The sequence below is a fragment of the Clostridium sp. chh4-2 genome (assembly GCF_002899675.1).
Classification (GTDB): domain Bacteria; phylum Bacillota; class Clostridia; order Lachnospirales; family Lachnospiraceae; genus CHH4-2.
The window spans coordinates 23,191-40,718 of the sequence record NZ_PKUU01000025.1 but is presented as its reverse complement, the minus strand read 5'-3'; the positions used below and the strand labels follow the sequence as shown (position 1 = coordinate 40,718).

Genomic DNA, 17,528 nt, shown 5'->3' with positions numbered 1-17,528 from the left:
TTTCTATTTCTCCATTCCAGCCCGCTTTTGGGCAAAAAGCAAACAGAGAGTGTTTTCAGCCAATCTTTATGTATAAAATGCTCAGGCCAGATCCTCCGCCATAAATTCTTTTATGGCCTGCCCCAGGGCGGCGGCGGCCTTTGGCCTGTAATTGGTGTAGGGATAAACCAGCGCCAGATCCAGAAAAACGCCTTTCGTTCCGATGGACAGATAGACTGCATCCTTATAGGCTTCCGCACAGGAACGGTAAGTAAACGCCAGTCCCAGCCCTTCCCGGGCCATGGCCGCTCCCATGTCTGCGGTGATATTGGTATTGTGCGATTTAACCTTTATTCCCGCCTTTTTAAACTGCTGCCTGCTGATACTTCCCAGAATCGTATCATAATCGCTGAGAATGTACTCAAATTCAGCAGTATCTTTTAAATTCACCCAGCAGTCGGGAAATCCCTCTTTCTTGTGGGCGTACTTCATCACAGGATGTTCCCGGTTGGCCACAATCACGATTTCATCTTTCTTTAAAAATTCCACTTCATGAGTTATTTTCGTCAAAGGCAGGGCGACGATGGCCAGATCCAGGGAACCGTCCACGATTTTATCTTCCAAAGCCATGCTGTTGGCTTCTACGATATCCACACGGATATTGGGGTATTTTTCGTAAAAACGCTTTAGTATTTTCGGAAGCAGATAACGTCCACGGAATGAACTGACTCCGAATATAATGCTTCCCGATTTCAGCTGCGCCATATCGCACAACTCGTTCTGCACCAGCCTGTAATGGGTCAAAATGCTTCTGGCATTCTCCACAAACAATTCCCCCGCCGCAGTCAGACGGATTCCTTTGGAGGTTCTGACAAACAGAGGTGTTCCAAGTTCTGATTCATACTGCTGCAAAAACTGGCTCAGGCTGGACTGGGCCATATAGAGCCGGTCGGCCGCTCTGGATATGCTTTTTTCATCCGCCAATGTCACAAGGTAATTCAACTCTTTTAAATGCATCTTCTCTCCCATCGGTTTTTCCGATATATAGTATAGGATATTTTAGCTTTCATCAATTGCATTTCTATTATATGATAAAAAATATCCAATATCAATGTTTGATAATTGAAGTTTATAGGAATGAAAGGAGATTTATCATGGGGACTGTTTCTTTAAAAGGTGTAATTGACATGCACGTCCATTCCAATCCGGATATCCGGCACCGCGCATATGACGATTTCGAATTAATGGAAGCCGCCATACGGGTGGGGGCCAGAGCCATTGTGATTAAAACGCATCAGGGCACTACGGTGGACCGGGCCTATCTGTGCAACCGCCACAACGAGCTGGTACATAAAGGAGATAATGATTTTACCATGTTCGGCAGCGTCACCTTAAACCGTCAGATGGGAGGAATCAATCCTGCCGCTGTGGAAAGCGGTTTAAAACTGGGGGCAAAGGTCATCTGGCTTCCCACACAATCCGCCAGAAACCATTTGGAAAAGAACCATGCCGATACCGGAAACTGCGTGGACGTTATCAAAGACGGCGTCATCGTTCCGGAACTGAAAAGCGTATTTCAGCTGGTTAAAGACTATGACGCGGTCCTCGGAACCGCCCACATCTCACCGGCAGAGTGCTTTAAAGTGGTAGAGGCAGCCCGCAGCGCGGGAATCAAAAAAATCGTAGTTACCCACCCGGAATGGTGGCTGGTAGGCATGAGCCTGGAAGATCAGGTGCGTATCGTAAAAGACTATGACGTTATCCTGGAACACTGTTTTGCCCAGCCTTTAGGAGGCGGAAAATATCAGAGCAATCTTCCGGCCAACTTAGAAGCGATTCAGGCCTGCGGATATAAAAATGTGATGGTCTGCACCGACGGCGGCCAGGTGGAAAATCCCAACTGGGAAATCGCACTGGAGCAGTATATCCAATATCTTTATGATCACGGCATATCAGAAGAGCAGATTCATCATATGACACACACCATACAGGCCGGCCTTTTAGGGCTGTCCGAATAAGAGGAAGGGGTATTTTCTATGTTAAGCATTTTAATTATTGGGGCTATTGCAGTATCCGTGGCCATCGGATACAAAACGAAATTCAACACCGGCTTTTTTGCCATCGCTTTTGCCTATCTGATCGGATGTTTCGCCTTGGGAATGAAGCCAAAAGCAGTCATTGCCGGATGGCCGGTCAGCACCATGTTCGTGATCTTTTCCGTTTCCCTGTTTTACAATTTTGCATTGGTTAACGGAACTTTGGAGAAAACGGCGCGCTATCTTTTATACGCCTGCCGGAAATTCCCCGGGCTTCTGCCTTTTGCCCTTTATTTTGCCAGCGCAGGAATCGCAGCTTTGGGAGCCGGTTTCTTCACGGTAATGGCATTTATGGCTCCTATCACACTGCTGATCTGCGATGAAGCTAAGATGGACAAAATGACCGGCGCTGTGGCCATCAACTGCGGCGCTTTATCAGGCGCCAACTTCATGACCAGCGGCAGCGGCATCATCTTCCGGGGCCTGATGGACGAAGGCGGAATGGTGGATTCCTCATTTTCCTATACGGCGGTAATCTTTGCGGCCAGCGTTGTATTTTCCCTCCTTTTAATCGCAGGTTTCCGTTATCTCCCACGTGGAAACCGCAATATTGGTAAAGGGATGGTGTTTGAAAAACCGGAAGCATTTACTGCAAAACAAAAACAGAATCTTTATCTGATGATTGCAATGATCACGACCGTGCTCATTTTCCCGATCCTGCACATCATTCTGCCTGATGTTTCTGTTATCACCTTTATCAACAGCAAGCTGGATGTGGGTCTGGTTGCAGTCCTCTTTTCCGTCATCGCCCTGTTCCTTCAGCTGGCGCCTCAAAAAGACGTCATCGCTAAAGTACCGTGGAACACCATTATCATGATCTGCGGCGTGGGCATGTTAATCAGCGTTGCCATCGAAGCCGGAACCATCGATCTTCTGGCATCCTGGGCCGGAAGCAGCCTTCCTGCATGGCTGGTGCCTATCGCATTCAGCATTATCGGAGCTATCATGAGCTTCTTCTCCAGCACTCTCGGAGTTGTATGCCCGGCACTCTTCCCGCTGGTGCCCACTTTGGCTGCCACAACAGGAATCAGCCCGCTGGTTTTATTCAGCTGTATCGTAATCGGCGCGCAGAGCTCGGCCATCTCCCCATTTTCCTCCGGCGGAAGCCTGGTTCTGGGTTCCTGCTCCAATGAGGAAGAACGGAATGCGATGTTCCCGCGGCTGCTCTTTTTAGCCGTGCCGGCCAGCGTATTGTCTGCAACTGCTTTCAACCTGATCTTATCTGTTATTTTATAATTTAAGAATGTACAGCTGCCGGAAAGCAAAACGGTTCCGGCAAACGTAAAATGCGGCTGCCGCACTTTTGATTTTACAATCACCGGTGCGGCTGCCGCATTCTCTTTAATCCCCTGATCCTATACTTTTTTATCCGTAAATCTTTAGATTTTCCTGAAATTCTGCTTGAATTTCTCCCAGTTTTTCCTTATTTCCGATCACATCCCAGCTAGTCATAGCCAGAATCTCGGCTGCCAGACATACCGCGAGATGGGCGTTCCCGCTCTTTCCGGCATCCAGATAGGCTTGCGAGTGGCTGGATGTTCCCTGAGGCACAAAGGCGATTCTGATACAGGAACCCGGAATTTTATGCAGTACGTTGCCAAAATCCGTGGAACCGGTCTTTTCCCTCGGAGGAGCAATGGACGGGGAATTTACCGCCCGGGCATTCTCCATCATGAGTTCATTAATCAGATAAGACGGTACCTTGCCGTCCACCCGGTTTTTCTCTGTAATTTCGCATCTGGTTTCAGTCATCATGGCCGCGCCTTCCAGAACCTTTACCAGCCTTGGAACCAACTCCTCTATATAGGCCGTGCTGTAGGAACGGATTACAAAGGTGGCTTCCACAAAATTAGGCACCACATTGGAAAGAGGGCTGGTCTGGCGGATGGCATACTGCATTCTCACATCATCCCTCACATGCTCCCTTAAACATTCCAGGCCATGACAGGCCAGCATCAGCGCGTCTAAAGCGCTCCTTCCATCCTCCGGTTTAATGGCGGCATGGGCTGCCGTTCCATAATAACAGACCTTAAAACTCCTGAGAGCAAGACTCTTCACATCCACGTTGGTTTCCGGACTTCCGTGCGTCATGAAAGCGACATCGATATCGTTAAAATATCCCTCGTTCATCATGATGATCTTTCCCCTGGAATTTTCTTCCGCAGGCGTCCCGTATACTACGATTTTAACCGGAGTATCCTCTCCTATACACTCCCTCAGCGCGGCTGCTGCTCCTAAAACCGCCGGTCCCTGCATATGATGGCCGCATCCGTGTCCAAAATCCCTTAATGCGTCGTATTCGCATAAGAGGCCGACGGACGGCCCACCCGTTCCGATCTCATAAACACCGCGAAATGCCGTAGGCAGGCCCGCGATTCCTGTTTCAGTCCGGAATCCGTGTTTTTCAAGGAATTCCACCAAGATCTTCGACGCATAGATCTCTTCTCCAGACGCTTCCGGATGATCGAAAATATCATCCGCCATCCGGATTAATTCCCCACGGTTTTCCTCTATATACCGTATTAATTTATCTTTCACTGATTACTCTCCCTCCTGGCGGCCCTTCTCCGGTGACAGCCGTTATTTCATTCTGTGGCAGGCTACCATATGACCGTCTCCGATGTCCTTGAGTACCGGCGCGCTCTTTTTGCATTCTTCCGTACAGAATCTGCACCTTCCATGGAAATAACATCCGGAAGGAGGATTGGCCGGACTGGGGATATCGCCTTCCAGTGAGATCTTTTCAACCTTACGGTCCGTTCTAACCTGAGGCACCGCTGATAAAAGGGCCTGTGTATAGGGATGCATTGGCGTTTCAAATAATTGTTTGCTGGTTGCTAATTCCACTACCTTTCCAAGGTACATTACCACAACCCGGTCACAGATATACTCGATAACCGACAGATCATGGCTGATGAAAAGATAGGTCAGGTTCAAATTCTTCTGCAAATCACGAAGCAGGTTTAAAATCTGTGAACGGACTGATACGTCCAGGGCCGATACCGGCTCGTCGCAGACCACAAATGCCGGGTTGGTGGCAAGTGCTCTTGCGATAACGATTCTCTGACGCTGGCCGCCGGAAAATTCATGGGGGTAACGGTCCAGCTGTTCTTCCTTTAAATCCACCAGACGCATCAGTTCTTTCACCCGTTCCTCCCTCTGCGTTTTATCACCATAATGGTTAATAATGAGAGGTTCTTCCAATATTGTACGGATTGTCATCTTGGGATGGAGGGAACCGAAAGGGTCCTGAAAGACGATCTGCACATCCTTCCGTCTCGCTTTCAGTTCTTTTTTGTCCAGTTTTCTGAAATCCTCTTCTTTATAATAAATGTCTCCGCCTGTCGGCTCTGTCAGGCGAAGCATGGAACGGACCAATGTAGTCTTGCCGCAGCCGGATTCTCCTACCAGCCCCAGCGTTTCACCTTCATATACCTTAAACGATACATCATCCACCGCTTTTACGTTTCCCACTGTCTTTAATGCAAGGCCGCGTTTGATCGGAAACCATTTGGCCAGATGCTGCACTTCCATAATTACATTCTGCTCTGCCATCTATCAGCCCTCCTTATCATAAAGCCAGCATTTTACACAGTGATGATCCGATACGGATGTCATGGACGGCGCTTTGCTACGGCACTGATCGGTCGCATAGGTGCATCTCGGGTTAAACACGCATCCTTTTGGAAGATTTCCCGGACTGGGAACCGTACCCGGAATTACATACAGTTTTTCCTTGCTTCCCATGGCCGGAAGTGATTTTAAAAGCCCTTGTGTATAAGGATGGCAGGGATGCTCAAATAATTCCTCTGCCGTACCTTCTTCAATCACCTGGCCGCAGTAAAAGATGATGGCTCTGGAACACACTTCCCTCACCACGCCTAAATCATGAGTGATCAGCATAACGGAGGTGTCCAGCGTATCCTTTAATTGTTTCATCAGTTTCAGTATCTGTGCCTGGATCGTCACGTCCAATGCAGTAGTCGGTTCATCGGCGATCAGAAGCTTAGGCCGGCAGGAAAGCGCCATGGCAATCATCACCCTCTGGCGCATACCGCCTGACAGCTGATGGGGATATTCCTTCATCCTTTGCTCCGGCGACGCGATCTTAACCAGCGTGAGCGCTTCCACCGACTTTTTATAAGCTTCTTCCTGTGACATCTTTTCATGGCTTTTAAATACCTCCATCAGCTGTTTGCCGATGGTAATAACAGGGTTTAAGCTGGTCATAGGCTCCTGGAAAATCATGGACACATCTTTTCCCCTTACCTCACACATCTGTTTTTCCGATAAACTCAAAAGATTTTGTCCGTTTAAATTAATCTCTCCCTTGATATAGCCGGGCGGACATTTGATTAACCGCATGATGGACATTGCCGTCATACTCTTTCCGCAGCCGGATTCGCCTACGATACCTACGGTTTCCCCTTCTTCTATATAAAAACTCACATTATTGACTATATTTGTCGTTTCTCCATAGGAGGAAAAACCCACGTTTAAGTCTTTAATATCCAATACATGTTTGCTCATGGCTTGCCTCCTTATTTTTTCGACAGTTTCGGATCCAGGGCATCTCTTAATCCGTCACCCAGAAGGTTTAAAGACATAACCGACCAGAGGATCGCAAGGCCCGGAAGGAAGATCAGGTACGGAGAGGTGTAGATATGCTGCCTCGCTTCCGATAATATGGTCCCCCAGCTGGGAATATCCGGTGATAAACCGACGCCCAGGAAAGTAAGGCTGGCTTCATTCAGCACGGTGAGCGCCATAATCAGGGTCAGGCGCACAATGATAGGCGACGTGCAGAGCGGCAGAATATATTTAAACATAATTCTCATATCCGAAGCCCCCATAGCTCTGGCCGCTTCCACGTGTTCCAACTGTTTTGCCGAAATTACTGTTGTACGCACGGTACGTACCATTCTGGGAAGCTGGGTGATCGAAAGCGCCAGCACCAGATTGGGGATGCCAGATCCCAGCACGGTCAGGATTACAAGGGCCAGAACCACTGTAGGAAATGCCATCAGTCCGTCCATAAACCGCATGATAACGGCATCTGCCTTGTGATAAAAGCCGGCCAGCATACCGAGCACAGTTCCGAATATTCCCACCATCACAAGAACGGATACCGATATACTCAGAGAAATCCTGGCTCCATAGATGATTCTTGAAAATACATCGCGGCCGAATTCATCGGTTCCGCACAGATGAGCTGCAGAAGGAGCCCGTAAGCTTTCCGCCATATTCATCTTTTGGGGATCAAAGGGGGCGATGTTTTTGGCAAACAATGCTACCAGTATCATGGCTGCAAACATAAATCCGCCGATCAGTACCATATTGTACTTGCCGAAGAATTTTCTCCAATTGCGTTTCTTTTTCATGTTCGTCTCCACCCCCCTATTTATACTCGATCCGAGGATCGAAGAACTTATACAAAAGATCCACAACCAGGTTCACAATCACATAGATAAATGCCACGTACAAAATATGTGCCTGTATGACAGGATAATCACGGCGCACGATAGAATCAAAAGCCAGACGCCCCAGTCCCGGGATGTTGAACACGTTTTCCATGACGATCGCTCCACCCAGCAGATGAGCGATTGAAATTCCGATCTGTGTAATGATCTGATTCATTGCATTTTTAAGCGCGTGAATTCCTATTACGGCTTTTTCTCCCAGGCCTTTGGATCTGGCAGTTCTGATATAATCGCTGTTCAGCACGTCAAGCATGCTGGAACGGGTCACTCTGGCCAAACTGGCGGAACGCTGCAAACCTAAGGCAATGGCCGGTAGGAGCAGATATTTTAAGGACTGCATAAGGCCGCCTTCCGATATGTATGCATAGCCTACGGCCGGAAAGATCGGGAGCTTGATCGCAAACAGAATGACAAGGTTCAGCGCCAGCCAGAAACCGGGCATGGATATGCCGATCATGGACAATACCATACACAGCTTATCAAGAATCCCGTTCCGGTGGGTTGCCGCCAGGATTCCAAGAGGAACCCCGATCAGCATACTAATGCACATCGCTAAAATCACCAGCATCCAGGTAGACTCTAAGCGCGACATAACTACATCCATCGCCGGCTGGTCGTAATAAATGGAATCACCAAAATTGCCTCTGACCGCATTGCCCAGCCATTTACCGAACTGCACCACAACCGGCTGATCCAGTCCCATTCTGATTTCCATGTCTGCAATCTCTTCCACCGTAGCGTCATCGCTGAGCATGGTCAGCGCCGGATTGCCGGGGACACACCGGATCAGGAAAAATACCATGACCGCCACGATAAACATCGTGGGAATTGCAGATATTAATCGTCGTATTGTATAATTAATCATATAGACACATCCTTTTATTTTCAGTCAACCCAGATATTCCAGTAATATTTCTGAACCGTATCAAATGTATTGTGAACGGCTTTTCTCTTCACTTCAACTACCCGGCGCTCGCCAAAGGTGATGATCGGAAGCTCTTCATAAAGCACCTTTGACAACTCCTGCCAATATTCGTACCGTTTATCAAAATCTGTTTCATTATTCATTTTTTCTATCAGTTCATCCTTTTTATCAGACTTATAGAAGCCTGCCCATCCATCCTCAAAGAATGCGATCTGGGTCGGATCCACTTTTTCGCCTAAACCGGAACTGAACATATCAAATTTATCCGGATTCATGCGGTACTCTTTCAATGTTGCATTATCATAAACCTGGATATCAATTACGATTCCGGCGTCTTTTACCATATCTGATAATGCCAGAGCAGTTTTGTACATGTAAGCGTTGTCTTTCGTTGTAATAAAAACAAGCGGGCTTCCGTCATAAGAGGACTGAGCCAGGTATTCCTTTGCTTTTTCAATATCAGGTGCATTATATTTGCCAAGGCTGTCTTCCACGAACCATTTGCTCTTAGTGCTGGTTACGCTCGGATTCAGATAATAGAGGTCTGCGGAACCCTGCGCGGCTAACATCAGTGAATCCATGTCCAGACAAGCCAGGATTGCATTTCTCAGGTTTACATCGGTGCAAGGCCCTTTTTCATAGTTGAAAACCAAACCGCAGTAAATGGATAAGTCCTTAATTTCAATATCCAGGTTCGGATCCGCTTCCAAAGTTGCTCTCATATTGTCCGGTACACCGAACGCAATATCGTATTCATTGGTTTGAACGCCGGAAATACGCGCATTGATATCAGGGGCGGAATAGAAATAGAGTTCATCCACATAGCCGTGACGCGTCTCTGCCAAACCGTCCTCTTCTGTTTCCAAAGGTTTGTAATCGTTGTATTTCTCCATTTTGATATAGCGGTCGGCCAGATGTTCTACATATTTATACGGACCGCTTCCGTTTAAATCTTCGTCGGCAATCTTGCTGTCAGGATATTTTTCACAAATTTCCTGTGGAATTACATAAAGTCCGCGGTCCCAGTTAGACATAAAGGTTGCAGCTAATGGAGCCGGTTCCTTAAAGCTGAATACCAGGGTTTCATCCACCACTTCCATCTTATCCAGTTTGCTTTCCACATTGCTCTTGGCAGATTTTACATTCGTCATCCAGCGCTTTGCCGAAGCTTCCACATCGGTAATTTCGCATGGGCTTCCGTCATGAAACGTAACTCCGTCGCGCACTTTCAGGATAATCTGATTATCTTTTTCCTCAAAGGTACAAACCTGAGGACAAACTTCTCCTGCGATGTTATTGCTTAAAACCGTCTCAAAGATGTGGGATGCAGGAATCTGTGCAGGTTCCGCGTCTTCCAGCATGGGATCCATCGATGACGGGTCGTTATTAATCGTAACTCTGAGCGTACCGCCGTATTTGGGTTCCCCGGCCTCTGCCTTTGTTTCCGGCGTTTCTGCCGACGGAGCGCCCGTTTCTGTTCCGGCTGCCGGTTTTTCCGTTGCAGATGCAGATTCTGATCCGGCTGCCGGAGCATTGCCTCCGGAACAAGCCGATGAAGCCAGCATAACTGCAGCCATAACCCCCGCTAATAATTTGTTCGTCCGTTTTTTCATACTCTCTTGCACGGCATCTTAAACCGATGCCGCTCCTCCTCTCTGATTTTTATAAAGTTTCTACTTCCCTAACTACCTGTTCAAAGATCAGACGATGAACTCTGTCCGGCGGATGCAGCCCGTCACGGACTCCTTTCCCTGACATCATCATCTCTTCTACGGTCAAGCTGTTTTCCTTATAATAGTTCAACAACCTGTTATAATGACTGATAAAGCGTATCTCTTCTGCGGCCGCCGTCTGTTCCAATATCCGGTCCACATCACTCATATAGAAAAATAGTTCCGGACGGCTTTCGTTTTGTTCGGTGGAAGGCGGATAAGACATAAGAATTACTGTCTTTCCCTCATTTTTCAAATATTCCGCTATAAATTTTAAATTCCTGCCAAGTACTTCTTTTCCGTCTTCCTGCTTCCTGTCATTCGCTCCTATCATCAAAAGAATCACTTGATCGGATTCGTCTGTAAATTGGGACAGATTATCTCTCAGCTGTGTAGAATTGAGACGGCTGCAGGAACGGTTTACCACCTGACTTTGAGGATACAATTCCCGGACATAGCTGCTAAACAGCGAAGCCCAGCACAACTTTCCCATCTGCTCTTTATATTCTTTTCCGTTAATTGTAAGAATCACCGGCCCCGACCTGCTGTCATCGGAACTTCCGCTGCCGGCCGTTATGCTGTCACCAATAATCTTAATCCGGATACCTGACAGCAAAAGCTTTTGATACACCTGAATCCCCCCTTTTTTTATGTAATTTGTGCACTTTTTACATTTGTTTTTATTTTACTTGTGTGTTTTTCATCAATATGCTATATTGTTATCATCATTATAGTAAACTTTATTTGTATCGTCCAATATCTTTCGGAACCGATTTTCCATAACTTAATTTCATAGGGGAGCGTTAGAATAAGGAGGATTTTCCCATGGATTTTACAAGATTAGAATATTTAATCGCTCTGGATGAATGCAGAAGTTTTTCCAGAGCCGCTGAAAAATGTTATATTTCACAGCTAGCCCTTACCAAAAGCATCAATAAACTGGAGGATGGACTGGGTGTCAAACTTTTTGACCGTTCTAAGTCGCCCATCTCCTTAACTTATGCGGGAGAACGGTATTTAGACGGCGTCAGGAATATTATGGCCATGAAAAACCAGCTGGATCAGGAGATGGCTGAGATAGCGGGATGCAAAAGGGAACGTTTAAGAATCGGAATCCCGGAAAGCAGAAGCAAGAAATGGTTAGGACAGATTCTTCCCCTCTATACGGCGGCCTATCCAGATGTGGACATCCAGATCTTCGAATCTACCAGTCTGAAGCTGGAGGAAGCCTTAATCCAGGAAAACGTTGATCTCACCATAGCTACCCCGCTGCCGCTTCTCACTCCCGGCATCGACTATGAGCCTTTAGGAAGCGAGGGACTGCTCCTCGTACTTCCGCCTTCACCGGACATCTTTGGAGAGGAAATTCCCGCTGCCGGCATAGATGTCATTTACCACATTCAGCCGGAGCACTTAAAATATCTGCCCTTCGTCTCTCCCATCAAAACACAGGGACTTTACCGGGCTGCCGTACAGATTTTTGACCGCCACGGTATGAAACCCAGAACCCTTTTGGAAACCGTAAATCCATCAACCGCAGCCGTGCTGGCATCGGAAGGCCTTGGTTTTTCTATTACTTCCATGGACAGAAACCATTTAAAAAATCTTCTGCACTCCCCGCTTTTGGGCACCCTGGATGATCCGCCCTATCACCGGACCTTAATCGCAGCATGGAAAAAAGGCCGGGAACTGTCATTCCCAGCCAAACAGCTGATTGAAACCACCAAAAAATATGTAAATACCCGATCCGGCTTAGACCTTTCTTCCGTAAAGATACAACGCCTTTAGCTAAATTGTTATTTAACGGGGGTGGCGAAGGGGGTACGCACGAAACGGGGAGGCGGAGCCGGAAGACGAAGGTCAGAGGGGCTGTCCGGGCCGGGGAAGAAAGATGCAGCCAAATGGGATTCGGGATTCGCCCCTAAGAACTACTAAGGCCTGTAAGGACAGAACGAGGCAGGCCAGCGCCATTCGCAGTGAACTCTTGATGACTTCGCTGCTCAAGGGCGCTTTAGAAACTGATCTGGAATTCATTTTCTACCTGCCTCGTTCTGCCCTTACGGGCCTAAGTAGTTCTAAAGGGGTTCCATACGATCCCATTTGGCTGCATCTTTCTTCCCCGGCCCGGACAGCCCCTCTGACCTTCGTCTTCCGGCTCCGCCTCCCCATTCCGTGCTGGTTTTCGCTAGCCTGGTTAAAAACAATGTTATTGAATTGGTATTTATATAGAAGCCAATTTACATGGATCGCCACGGGATTTTCAGAAAGGCCTTCGGGTTTTTACTTTAAACGTGAAGGCTTTTCGCGAAAAGACCTCACCCTTTACATTAAATCGTGAAAGCATTTCTGAAAAAGACTAAACGGTTGATGTAAAAACTTACTCTCCCATCCATCAAATCTTTTTTCCTCAGCTAGCCAAGCAACAGCCGGAAAGAAGGGGGAACCTGGGCGGGCGGCGGAAATCATAAGGAATAGGGGATCGTTTGCAGACCCTTAGAGGTACTTGGTCGGCAGAAACGGAAAAAGGCAGACAAATACTGAATTCCGAATCAGTATTTGAGGCGCCCCTTGAGCAGTGAAGTCATCAGGAGTTCACTGCGAATGGGCGCCGCTCTGCCTTTTTCCGTTTCTGGCGGCCTTAGTACCTCTTAGGGTCGAAACTCGAATCCTCTATTCCTTATTATTTCCGCCGCCCGCCCAGGTTCCCCCTTCTTTCCGGCGTTTCTTTCTAAACTAAATAAAGATTTACAGCTCACATTATTTTTCTTTAATGTGTTGATTTAGCTTTTTCATTTCTGGGATGATGAAGCATGCGACGATTACTGCTGATCCGATATCTGCTACCGGCCCTGCATATAGGATTCCATCCAGGCCGAAGAACAGGGGTAGAATTAGGAGCAGGGGAATCAGCAAAAGCAGCTGTCTGAGCATGGAAAGGATTGACGCTTTTAAGGGCTGTCCGGTAGCCTGGAAATAGTTGGTGGAGACGATCTGGAAGCCGGAACAGAAGATACCGCCCAGATAGATTCTCATACATTTCACCGCAAATGCCATAAAATTACCGTCTTCACTGCCGAACAATCTTAAAATCAGTTCCGGCATGGTCTGGCAGATCAGCCATCCCACCATAATGGATATGGTTGCTGCAATCACTGCGGACTGATAGGCTTTCTTAATTCTGGTATATTTTCTTGCGCCGTAGTTAAAGCCCAGAATCGGCTGTGCGCCCACACCGAAACCGATGCAGAAAGAACCCAGAATCATAACGATCTTCATGACAATCCCCATAGCGGAGAGGGCCACTTCGCCGCCGACTTCGCTTTGATTGCCGTAATAAACAAGGGAATTATTCATAACTACCTGCATCACACAGGCCACCAAAGAGGTGATGCCGGAAGAAGCTCCCAGCGTAATCGCTTTATTATAAATCCTCTTAACGGGTTTCATCATGGATTTACAGAATCCCATATGGCGTCCGCCTCTGGCGAAATAGATAAACAGGATTACACAGGAAAGGATCTGTGAAGTTATGGTGGCAATTGCAGCACCTTTTACACCCCAATGGAAGACAAATATGTAAATAGGGTCTAAAATCGTATTCAAAGCGGCTCCGATCAGGATTCCGTACATGGACATCTTGGGACTTCCGTCCACTCTGGCCATATTGGAAAGAGCGATTCCCAGAATGCTGAACGGAACGCCTAACAGCACGATGGAACCATAATCTTTTGCATAAGGAAGAACGGTTTCTGTGGCGCCGAAACGGATCAGCATAGGTTCCAAAAACAGCAGTCCCAATACGGCGATAATGATGCCCACTCCCAGGGAAAGGCTCAGCAGGTTATTTAATGTAAGCTTCGCCTCATCCGATCTTCCCTCCCCAAGCATAATGGATGCATAGGCGCTGCCGCCGGAGCCGATCAGGGTAGCAAAGGCCATGACGATCGTCATCAGCGGGAAAACGACGGTTGTGGCCGCATTTCCCAGATATCCTACGCCCTGGCCGATAAAAATCTGGTCTACAATATTGTAAATGGAGTTCACCAGGCAGGATATGATGGATGGGATCGCAAAACTCAACAGCAGTTTTCCAATCTTTTCATATCCGAGGGGATTTCCATTATTTTGTTTCGTCATTGTGTCTGTCTTCAAAGTCAAATTCCTCCGTTCATATAGTGATACACATTTTCAGCCATCTTGGCCATCAGCCTGGAAGCCGTTCTGACCTCTTCTTCGGTCATACCTTCCGTCATAACCCCATTCCACTTCACCCGCATATCGTAGACAGCCTGAAATACTGCCTCGGCCTTTTCCGTGGTATAAAGCCGCCGTATCCTCCGGTCTTTCGCATCTACCTCGATCCGTATATAATCTTCTTCTTCCAGCTTCTGCACCGCTTTCGTCACAGTTCCCTTGTCAAAATGACCCAGCTGGGCCAAGTCATACATGCTGGTTCCCTGGTTGGAATGGATATGCAGCAAAAAAAACTGCTGTCCGCAGCCAATACCATATTTTGAAAGCTCTCTGTCATAGTAACGCTGTGCCTGTCGGTAAATGATAGACGCATATTTGTTTAAATTCGTTTCCATTTTCCTCGACTCCCACTCCTCTCTTAAATAGTTGCATACTCAACTATCTTGGATATTATACATCACATTAGTTGAATATTCAACTAGTTTTTTATTGATAAGCCAGCGGCAGCCAATGGTGCGAATGGAAAAGGATACGGGACCAAAGTGTGAAGGCGGAAAAAGGCACCAGAAAGGGCGGCGGATTTCTGCTTTATCCGCCGCCCTTTTTGATGCCCGGTGCATTTGTATCAAAATTTACATGGACCCTCAAGGCTTTTTCGAAAATGCCTTCACCCTTTACTTTAAAGCATCTTATAGATACAGATATCCACGCCTCTGATTCCATCCTTTACCGATCCATTTAAGCTGGCCACATAAACTCCATAATTCAGCCATTCATACTTGCCGCGCGGCGCATGAAAGGTAGGCATAGTGGCAATTACGGAATTTTCATGCACACGGCTTTTATAGCCAAGATTTTCAATTGCAATATACACGCCGTCATCCGTTTTCAGCAGATACTTTGCAAATACGGTAGCCGAAGTGACGCTGTCTTCCGAATCCCCGCCGTGTCCCATATTCCAGTCCGCGCCTCCCGGAACCACGGTACCGTTTAATTTTCCATGGAAGCTTCCTCCGCTTATGAGAATCGCTCTCAAATATCCCCAGTCATTTGCGCCCACTTCCAGCCGTTCCGGGCAGTCCACCCTCAGTTCCATGATCAGTTCAGCGTCCAGTTTTGTTGTCATTGATTTTCTTCCTCCTTTGTAAAAATCTGTTTCATCGTTTCTATGTACAATTTTTGGCCTTCCATATAATCATCCACACAGTGAGTCATAAACCCATGGCGGCAGTCCAGATAGCGTTTGGCCGTTACCTTTACTCCGGCGGCGATCAGTTTTGATGCATACTGTTCGGCTTCAAACCTTAAATTGTCTTTGCCCGCTGTAATCACCAGCGCTTCCGGCAGGCCTTTCATCATATCCGCGGTTGCGAATACAGGGGAGACATAGGGATCTTTTGCGATGTCCGGATCTCCTGCATATAAGGCGTTAAACGCTCTGGCTCTCTCAGGCGAGATCAAGGATGCGTCTGCCCCTTCTTTCTCCATCGGATCGGTGTACAAATCCATCGGCGGATAATCCAGAATCTGAAGGCGCATGGTAAAATCTTTTGTTTCATTGGCTTTCAGGGCAATGGCCGCCGTCAGATTACCGCCTGCGCTGTGTCCGCCCACAACCACTTTGGACGGGTCGATTCCCAGGTATTCTGCGTTTTCAAACGCCCACTTTACTATATCATAACACTCATTGAACGCAATTGGATAGGGGTATTCCGGCGCCAGCTTATAATCTACATCTACGGTAACGCAGTCCGCTTCATAGGAAATCCTGGAGCAGAAAAGAATATCCCGGTCCATATGCGGGCGCACAAAGCCGCCGCCGTGTATGTTGATGTATAAAGGACAGTTCTCGCTTTTATCTTTCTTTTTGATGATATAGATCCGGGTGTCCCCTTCTCTCGTGTTCACGAAATGTTCTTCGCATATGGTTTCATTTTGGTATTGTTCAAATGTTTCCGGCAGCTCAGCCTCCAAAACGCTGCTGCTTCTCAGCTGCTCCGCTAATTTTATCTTCTCTTCAAATGTCATAATTCTCCCACCTTTATCCGCCTTTCATTCAAATATATGGAACTTTCGCATTATTTTGCAGGAATTTTGATTTAAAAATAGACAACCACATCAAAGGATTCTGGTTGTCTTTACTTTTGACGGCAGGCATGCCTGCCGTCAGTCCTGTCTTGGCAAATCTTATATTTGTTAAAGCAAGTATTTATCAAAAAAATTGGTCACGATCTCTTTTGTCTGATATTGGAAAAACTCCGGAGTGCCGTGGCCCGCCCCTTTTAAAAGGTACAGCTCCACCTTGTCCTCACGCCCTGTTTCCACCAGTTTCTGATAGAATTCAATGCTGATGGACGGAGGAACCAGCCAGTCCGAATCCCCATGCATGATCAGCATAGGAGCCATATCCGCCGCCTCTTCCAAACGGTAAACGGCGCTGGCATCCTTGGCGCGTTCCAGCATGGTATCGGGATCGCCTCCCATAAGGGCCCCGGCATGAGTTTCTTCCACCGTTTTCCACCGGTAATTGGGGTCGTTTTCCATCTGCACCCTGTCGTGCTTCATTAACTGCACCACGTCCACCGGCCCGAACATATCATATGCCGCCTGGACCTTAGACGAATATCCCTTCCATTCCTCCGTATCGTAACCGTCCAGATTCAGCGCCGCCATGGCCGCCAGATGGCCGCCGGCGCTTCTTCCCATAATTCCGATACGGTCCGGGTCCAGCTGGTATTCTTTTGCATGAGCCCGTAAAAAACGGATTGCCGTCTTAACATCAATCAACTGATCCGGCCAATGTCCCTGAGCGCTGCTCCTGTAATACACGGGGATCACCGCATAACCGGATTCCGCCAGATATTCGATCTCCGCGATCATCTGATTCTTGTCAACGCCCCTGTAACCGCCGCCGGAAATCCAGATAATGACAGGCTGTATCCCCACCTTATCCGTCTCCTTCGCATCGGCCATGGCCGCTTTTAATTCACTGTTTCCGCTTGCCGACATAATGGATAATTCCAGATTCAGAGGATTTCTCTCCAAATCATTCACTTTAGAATATACAATGTGATCCACAAAATTAATAGTGGGCTTACGGCGCTCCGGATTAATGTAATATTTCACCTGAAAAACCTCCGTC

General features: G+C 47.5%; 17 protein-coding genes. 4 read left to right on the top strand and 13 right to left on the bottom strand.

What is annotated here, in order from left to right:
- Positions 1–81 precede the first annotated feature (81 nt).
- Positions 82–1,008, bottom strand: coding sequence for a LysR family transcriptional regulator (locus C0033_RS21635; protein ID WP_103230002.1), 927 nt, complete (start codon positions 1,006–1,008; stop codon positions 82–84).
- Between the two features lie 125 nt (positions 1,009–1,133).
- Here C0033_RS21635 and C0033_RS21630 point away from each other — a divergent pair, with 125 nt between their 5' ends.
- Together C0033_RS21630 and C0033_RS21625 are read left to right on the top strand one after the other, a co-directional pair.
- Complete coding sequence (locus tag C0033_RS21630; protein ID WP_103230001.1) at positions 1,134–1,997, top strand: DUF6282 family protein; 864 nt, start codon at positions 1,134–1,136, stop codon at positions 1,995–1,997.
- Between the two features lie 18 nt (positions 1,998–2,015).
- Complete coding sequence (locus tag C0033_RS21625) at positions 2,016–3,311, top strand: SLC13 family permease (RefSeq protein ID WP_103230000.1); 1,296 nt, start codon at positions 2,016–2,018, stop codon at positions 3,309–3,311.
- Positions 3,312–3,440: 129 nt separating this feature from the next.
- Here the strand turns inward: C0033_RS21625 and C0033_RS21620 are convergent, their stop codons facing one another.
- The 7 genes from C0033_RS21620 to C0033_RS21590 are packed head-to-tail and all read right to left on the bottom strand — an operon-like array spanning position 3,441 to position 10,823.
- On the bottom strand, positions 3,441–4,613 hold the full coding sequence (locus tag C0033_RS21620) for a M20 family metallopeptidase (protein WP_180994848.1): 1,173 nt from the start codon (positions 4,611–4,613) through the stop codon (positions 3,441–3,443).
- 42 nt (positions 4,614–4,655) lie between these two features.
- Positions 4,656–5,630, bottom strand: coding sequence for a dipeptide ABC transporter ATP-binding protein (locus C0033_RS21615; RefSeq protein ID WP_103229999.1), 975 nt, complete (start codon positions 5,628–5,630; stop codon positions 4,656–4,658).
- A gap of 3 nt (positions 5,631–5,633) precedes the next feature.
- Positions 5,634–6,605: an ABC transporter ATP-binding protein gene (locus tag C0033_RS21610; protein ID WP_103229998.1), complete on the bottom strand. Its 972-nt coding sequence runs from the start codon at positions 6,603–6,605 to the stop codon at positions 5,634–5,636.
- A gap of 11 nt (positions 6,606–6,616) precedes the next feature.
- Positions 6,617–7,456, bottom strand: coding sequence for an ABC transporter permease (locus tag C0033_RS21605; RefSeq protein ID WP_103229997.1), 840 nt, complete (start codon positions 7,454–7,456; stop codon positions 6,617–6,619).
- 16 nt (positions 7,457–7,472) lie between these two features.
- Positions 7,473–8,420, bottom strand: coding sequence for an ABC transporter permease (locus C0033_RS21600; RefSeq protein WP_103229996.1), 948 nt, complete (start codon positions 8,418–8,420; stop codon positions 7,473–7,475).
- Positions 8,421–8,440: 20 nt separating this feature from the next.
- Entirely contained in the window at positions 8,441–10,093 is a 1,653-nt protein-coding gene (locus tag C0033_RS21595) for an ABC transporter substrate-binding protein (protein WP_103229995.1), read from the bottom strand.
- A 49-nt stretch (positions 10,094–10,142) separates the two neighbouring features.
- Positions 10,143–10,823: an SGNH/GDSL hydrolase family protein gene (locus C0033_RS21590; protein WP_180994847.1), complete on the bottom strand. Its 681-nt coding sequence runs from the start codon at positions 10,821–10,823 to the stop codon at positions 10,143–10,145.
- A 194-nt stretch (positions 10,824–11,017) separates the two neighbouring features.
- On the opposite strand from C0033_RS21590, the gene C0033_RS21585 reads away from it, so the two are divergent.
- Together C0033_RS21585 and C0033_RS27695 are read left to right on the top strand one after the other, a co-directional pair.
- Entirely contained in the window at positions 11,018–11,980 is a 963-nt protein-coding gene (locus C0033_RS21585; RefSeq protein WP_103229993.1) for a LysR family transcriptional regulator, read from the top strand.
- 21 nt (positions 11,981–12,001) lie between these two features.
- Positions 12,002–12,127 carry a hypothetical protein gene (locus C0033_RS27695; protein ID WP_278320772.1) on the top strand — a complete coding sequence of 42 codons (126 nt, stop codon included), beginning with the start codon at positions 12,002–12,004 and terminating at the stop codon, positions 12,125–12,127.
- 822 nt (positions 12,128–12,949) lie between these two features.
- On the opposite strand, the gene C0033_RS21575 is transcribed toward C0033_RS27695, so the two are convergent.
- The 5 genes from C0033_RS21575 to C0033_RS21555 form a co-directional block, all read right to left on the bottom strand.
- Positions 12,950–14,344, bottom strand: coding sequence for an MATE family efflux transporter (locus tag C0033_RS21575; protein ID WP_103229991.1), 1,395 nt, complete (start codon positions 14,342–14,344; stop codon positions 12,950–12,952).
- A gap of 2 nt (positions 14,345–14,346) precedes the next feature.
- Positions 14,347–14,781, bottom strand: coding sequence for a MarR family transcriptional regulator (locus tag C0033_RS21570; RefSeq protein ID WP_103229990.1), 435 nt, complete (start codon positions 14,779–14,781; stop codon positions 14,347–14,349).
- Positions 14,782–15,065: 284 nt separating this feature from the next.
- Entirely contained in the window at positions 15,066–15,512 is a 447-nt protein-coding gene (locus C0033_RS21565) for a DUF3237 domain-containing protein (protein ID WP_103229989.1), read from the bottom strand.
- Positions 15,509–16,414: an alpha/beta hydrolase gene (locus C0033_RS21560; RefSeq protein ID WP_103229988.1), complete on the bottom strand. Its 906-nt coding sequence runs from the start codon at positions 16,412–16,414 to the stop codon at positions 15,509–15,511. Before C0033_RS21560 ends, C0033_RS21565 begins: the two co-directional genes overlap by 4 nt.
- Before the next feature lie 168 nt (positions 16,415–16,582).
- On the bottom strand, positions 16,583–17,512 hold the full coding sequence (locus C0033_RS21555) for an alpha/beta hydrolase (protein ID WP_103229987.1): 930 nt from the start codon (positions 17,510–17,512) through the stop codon (positions 16,583–16,585).
- Positions 17,513–17,528: the final 16 nt, after the last annotated feature.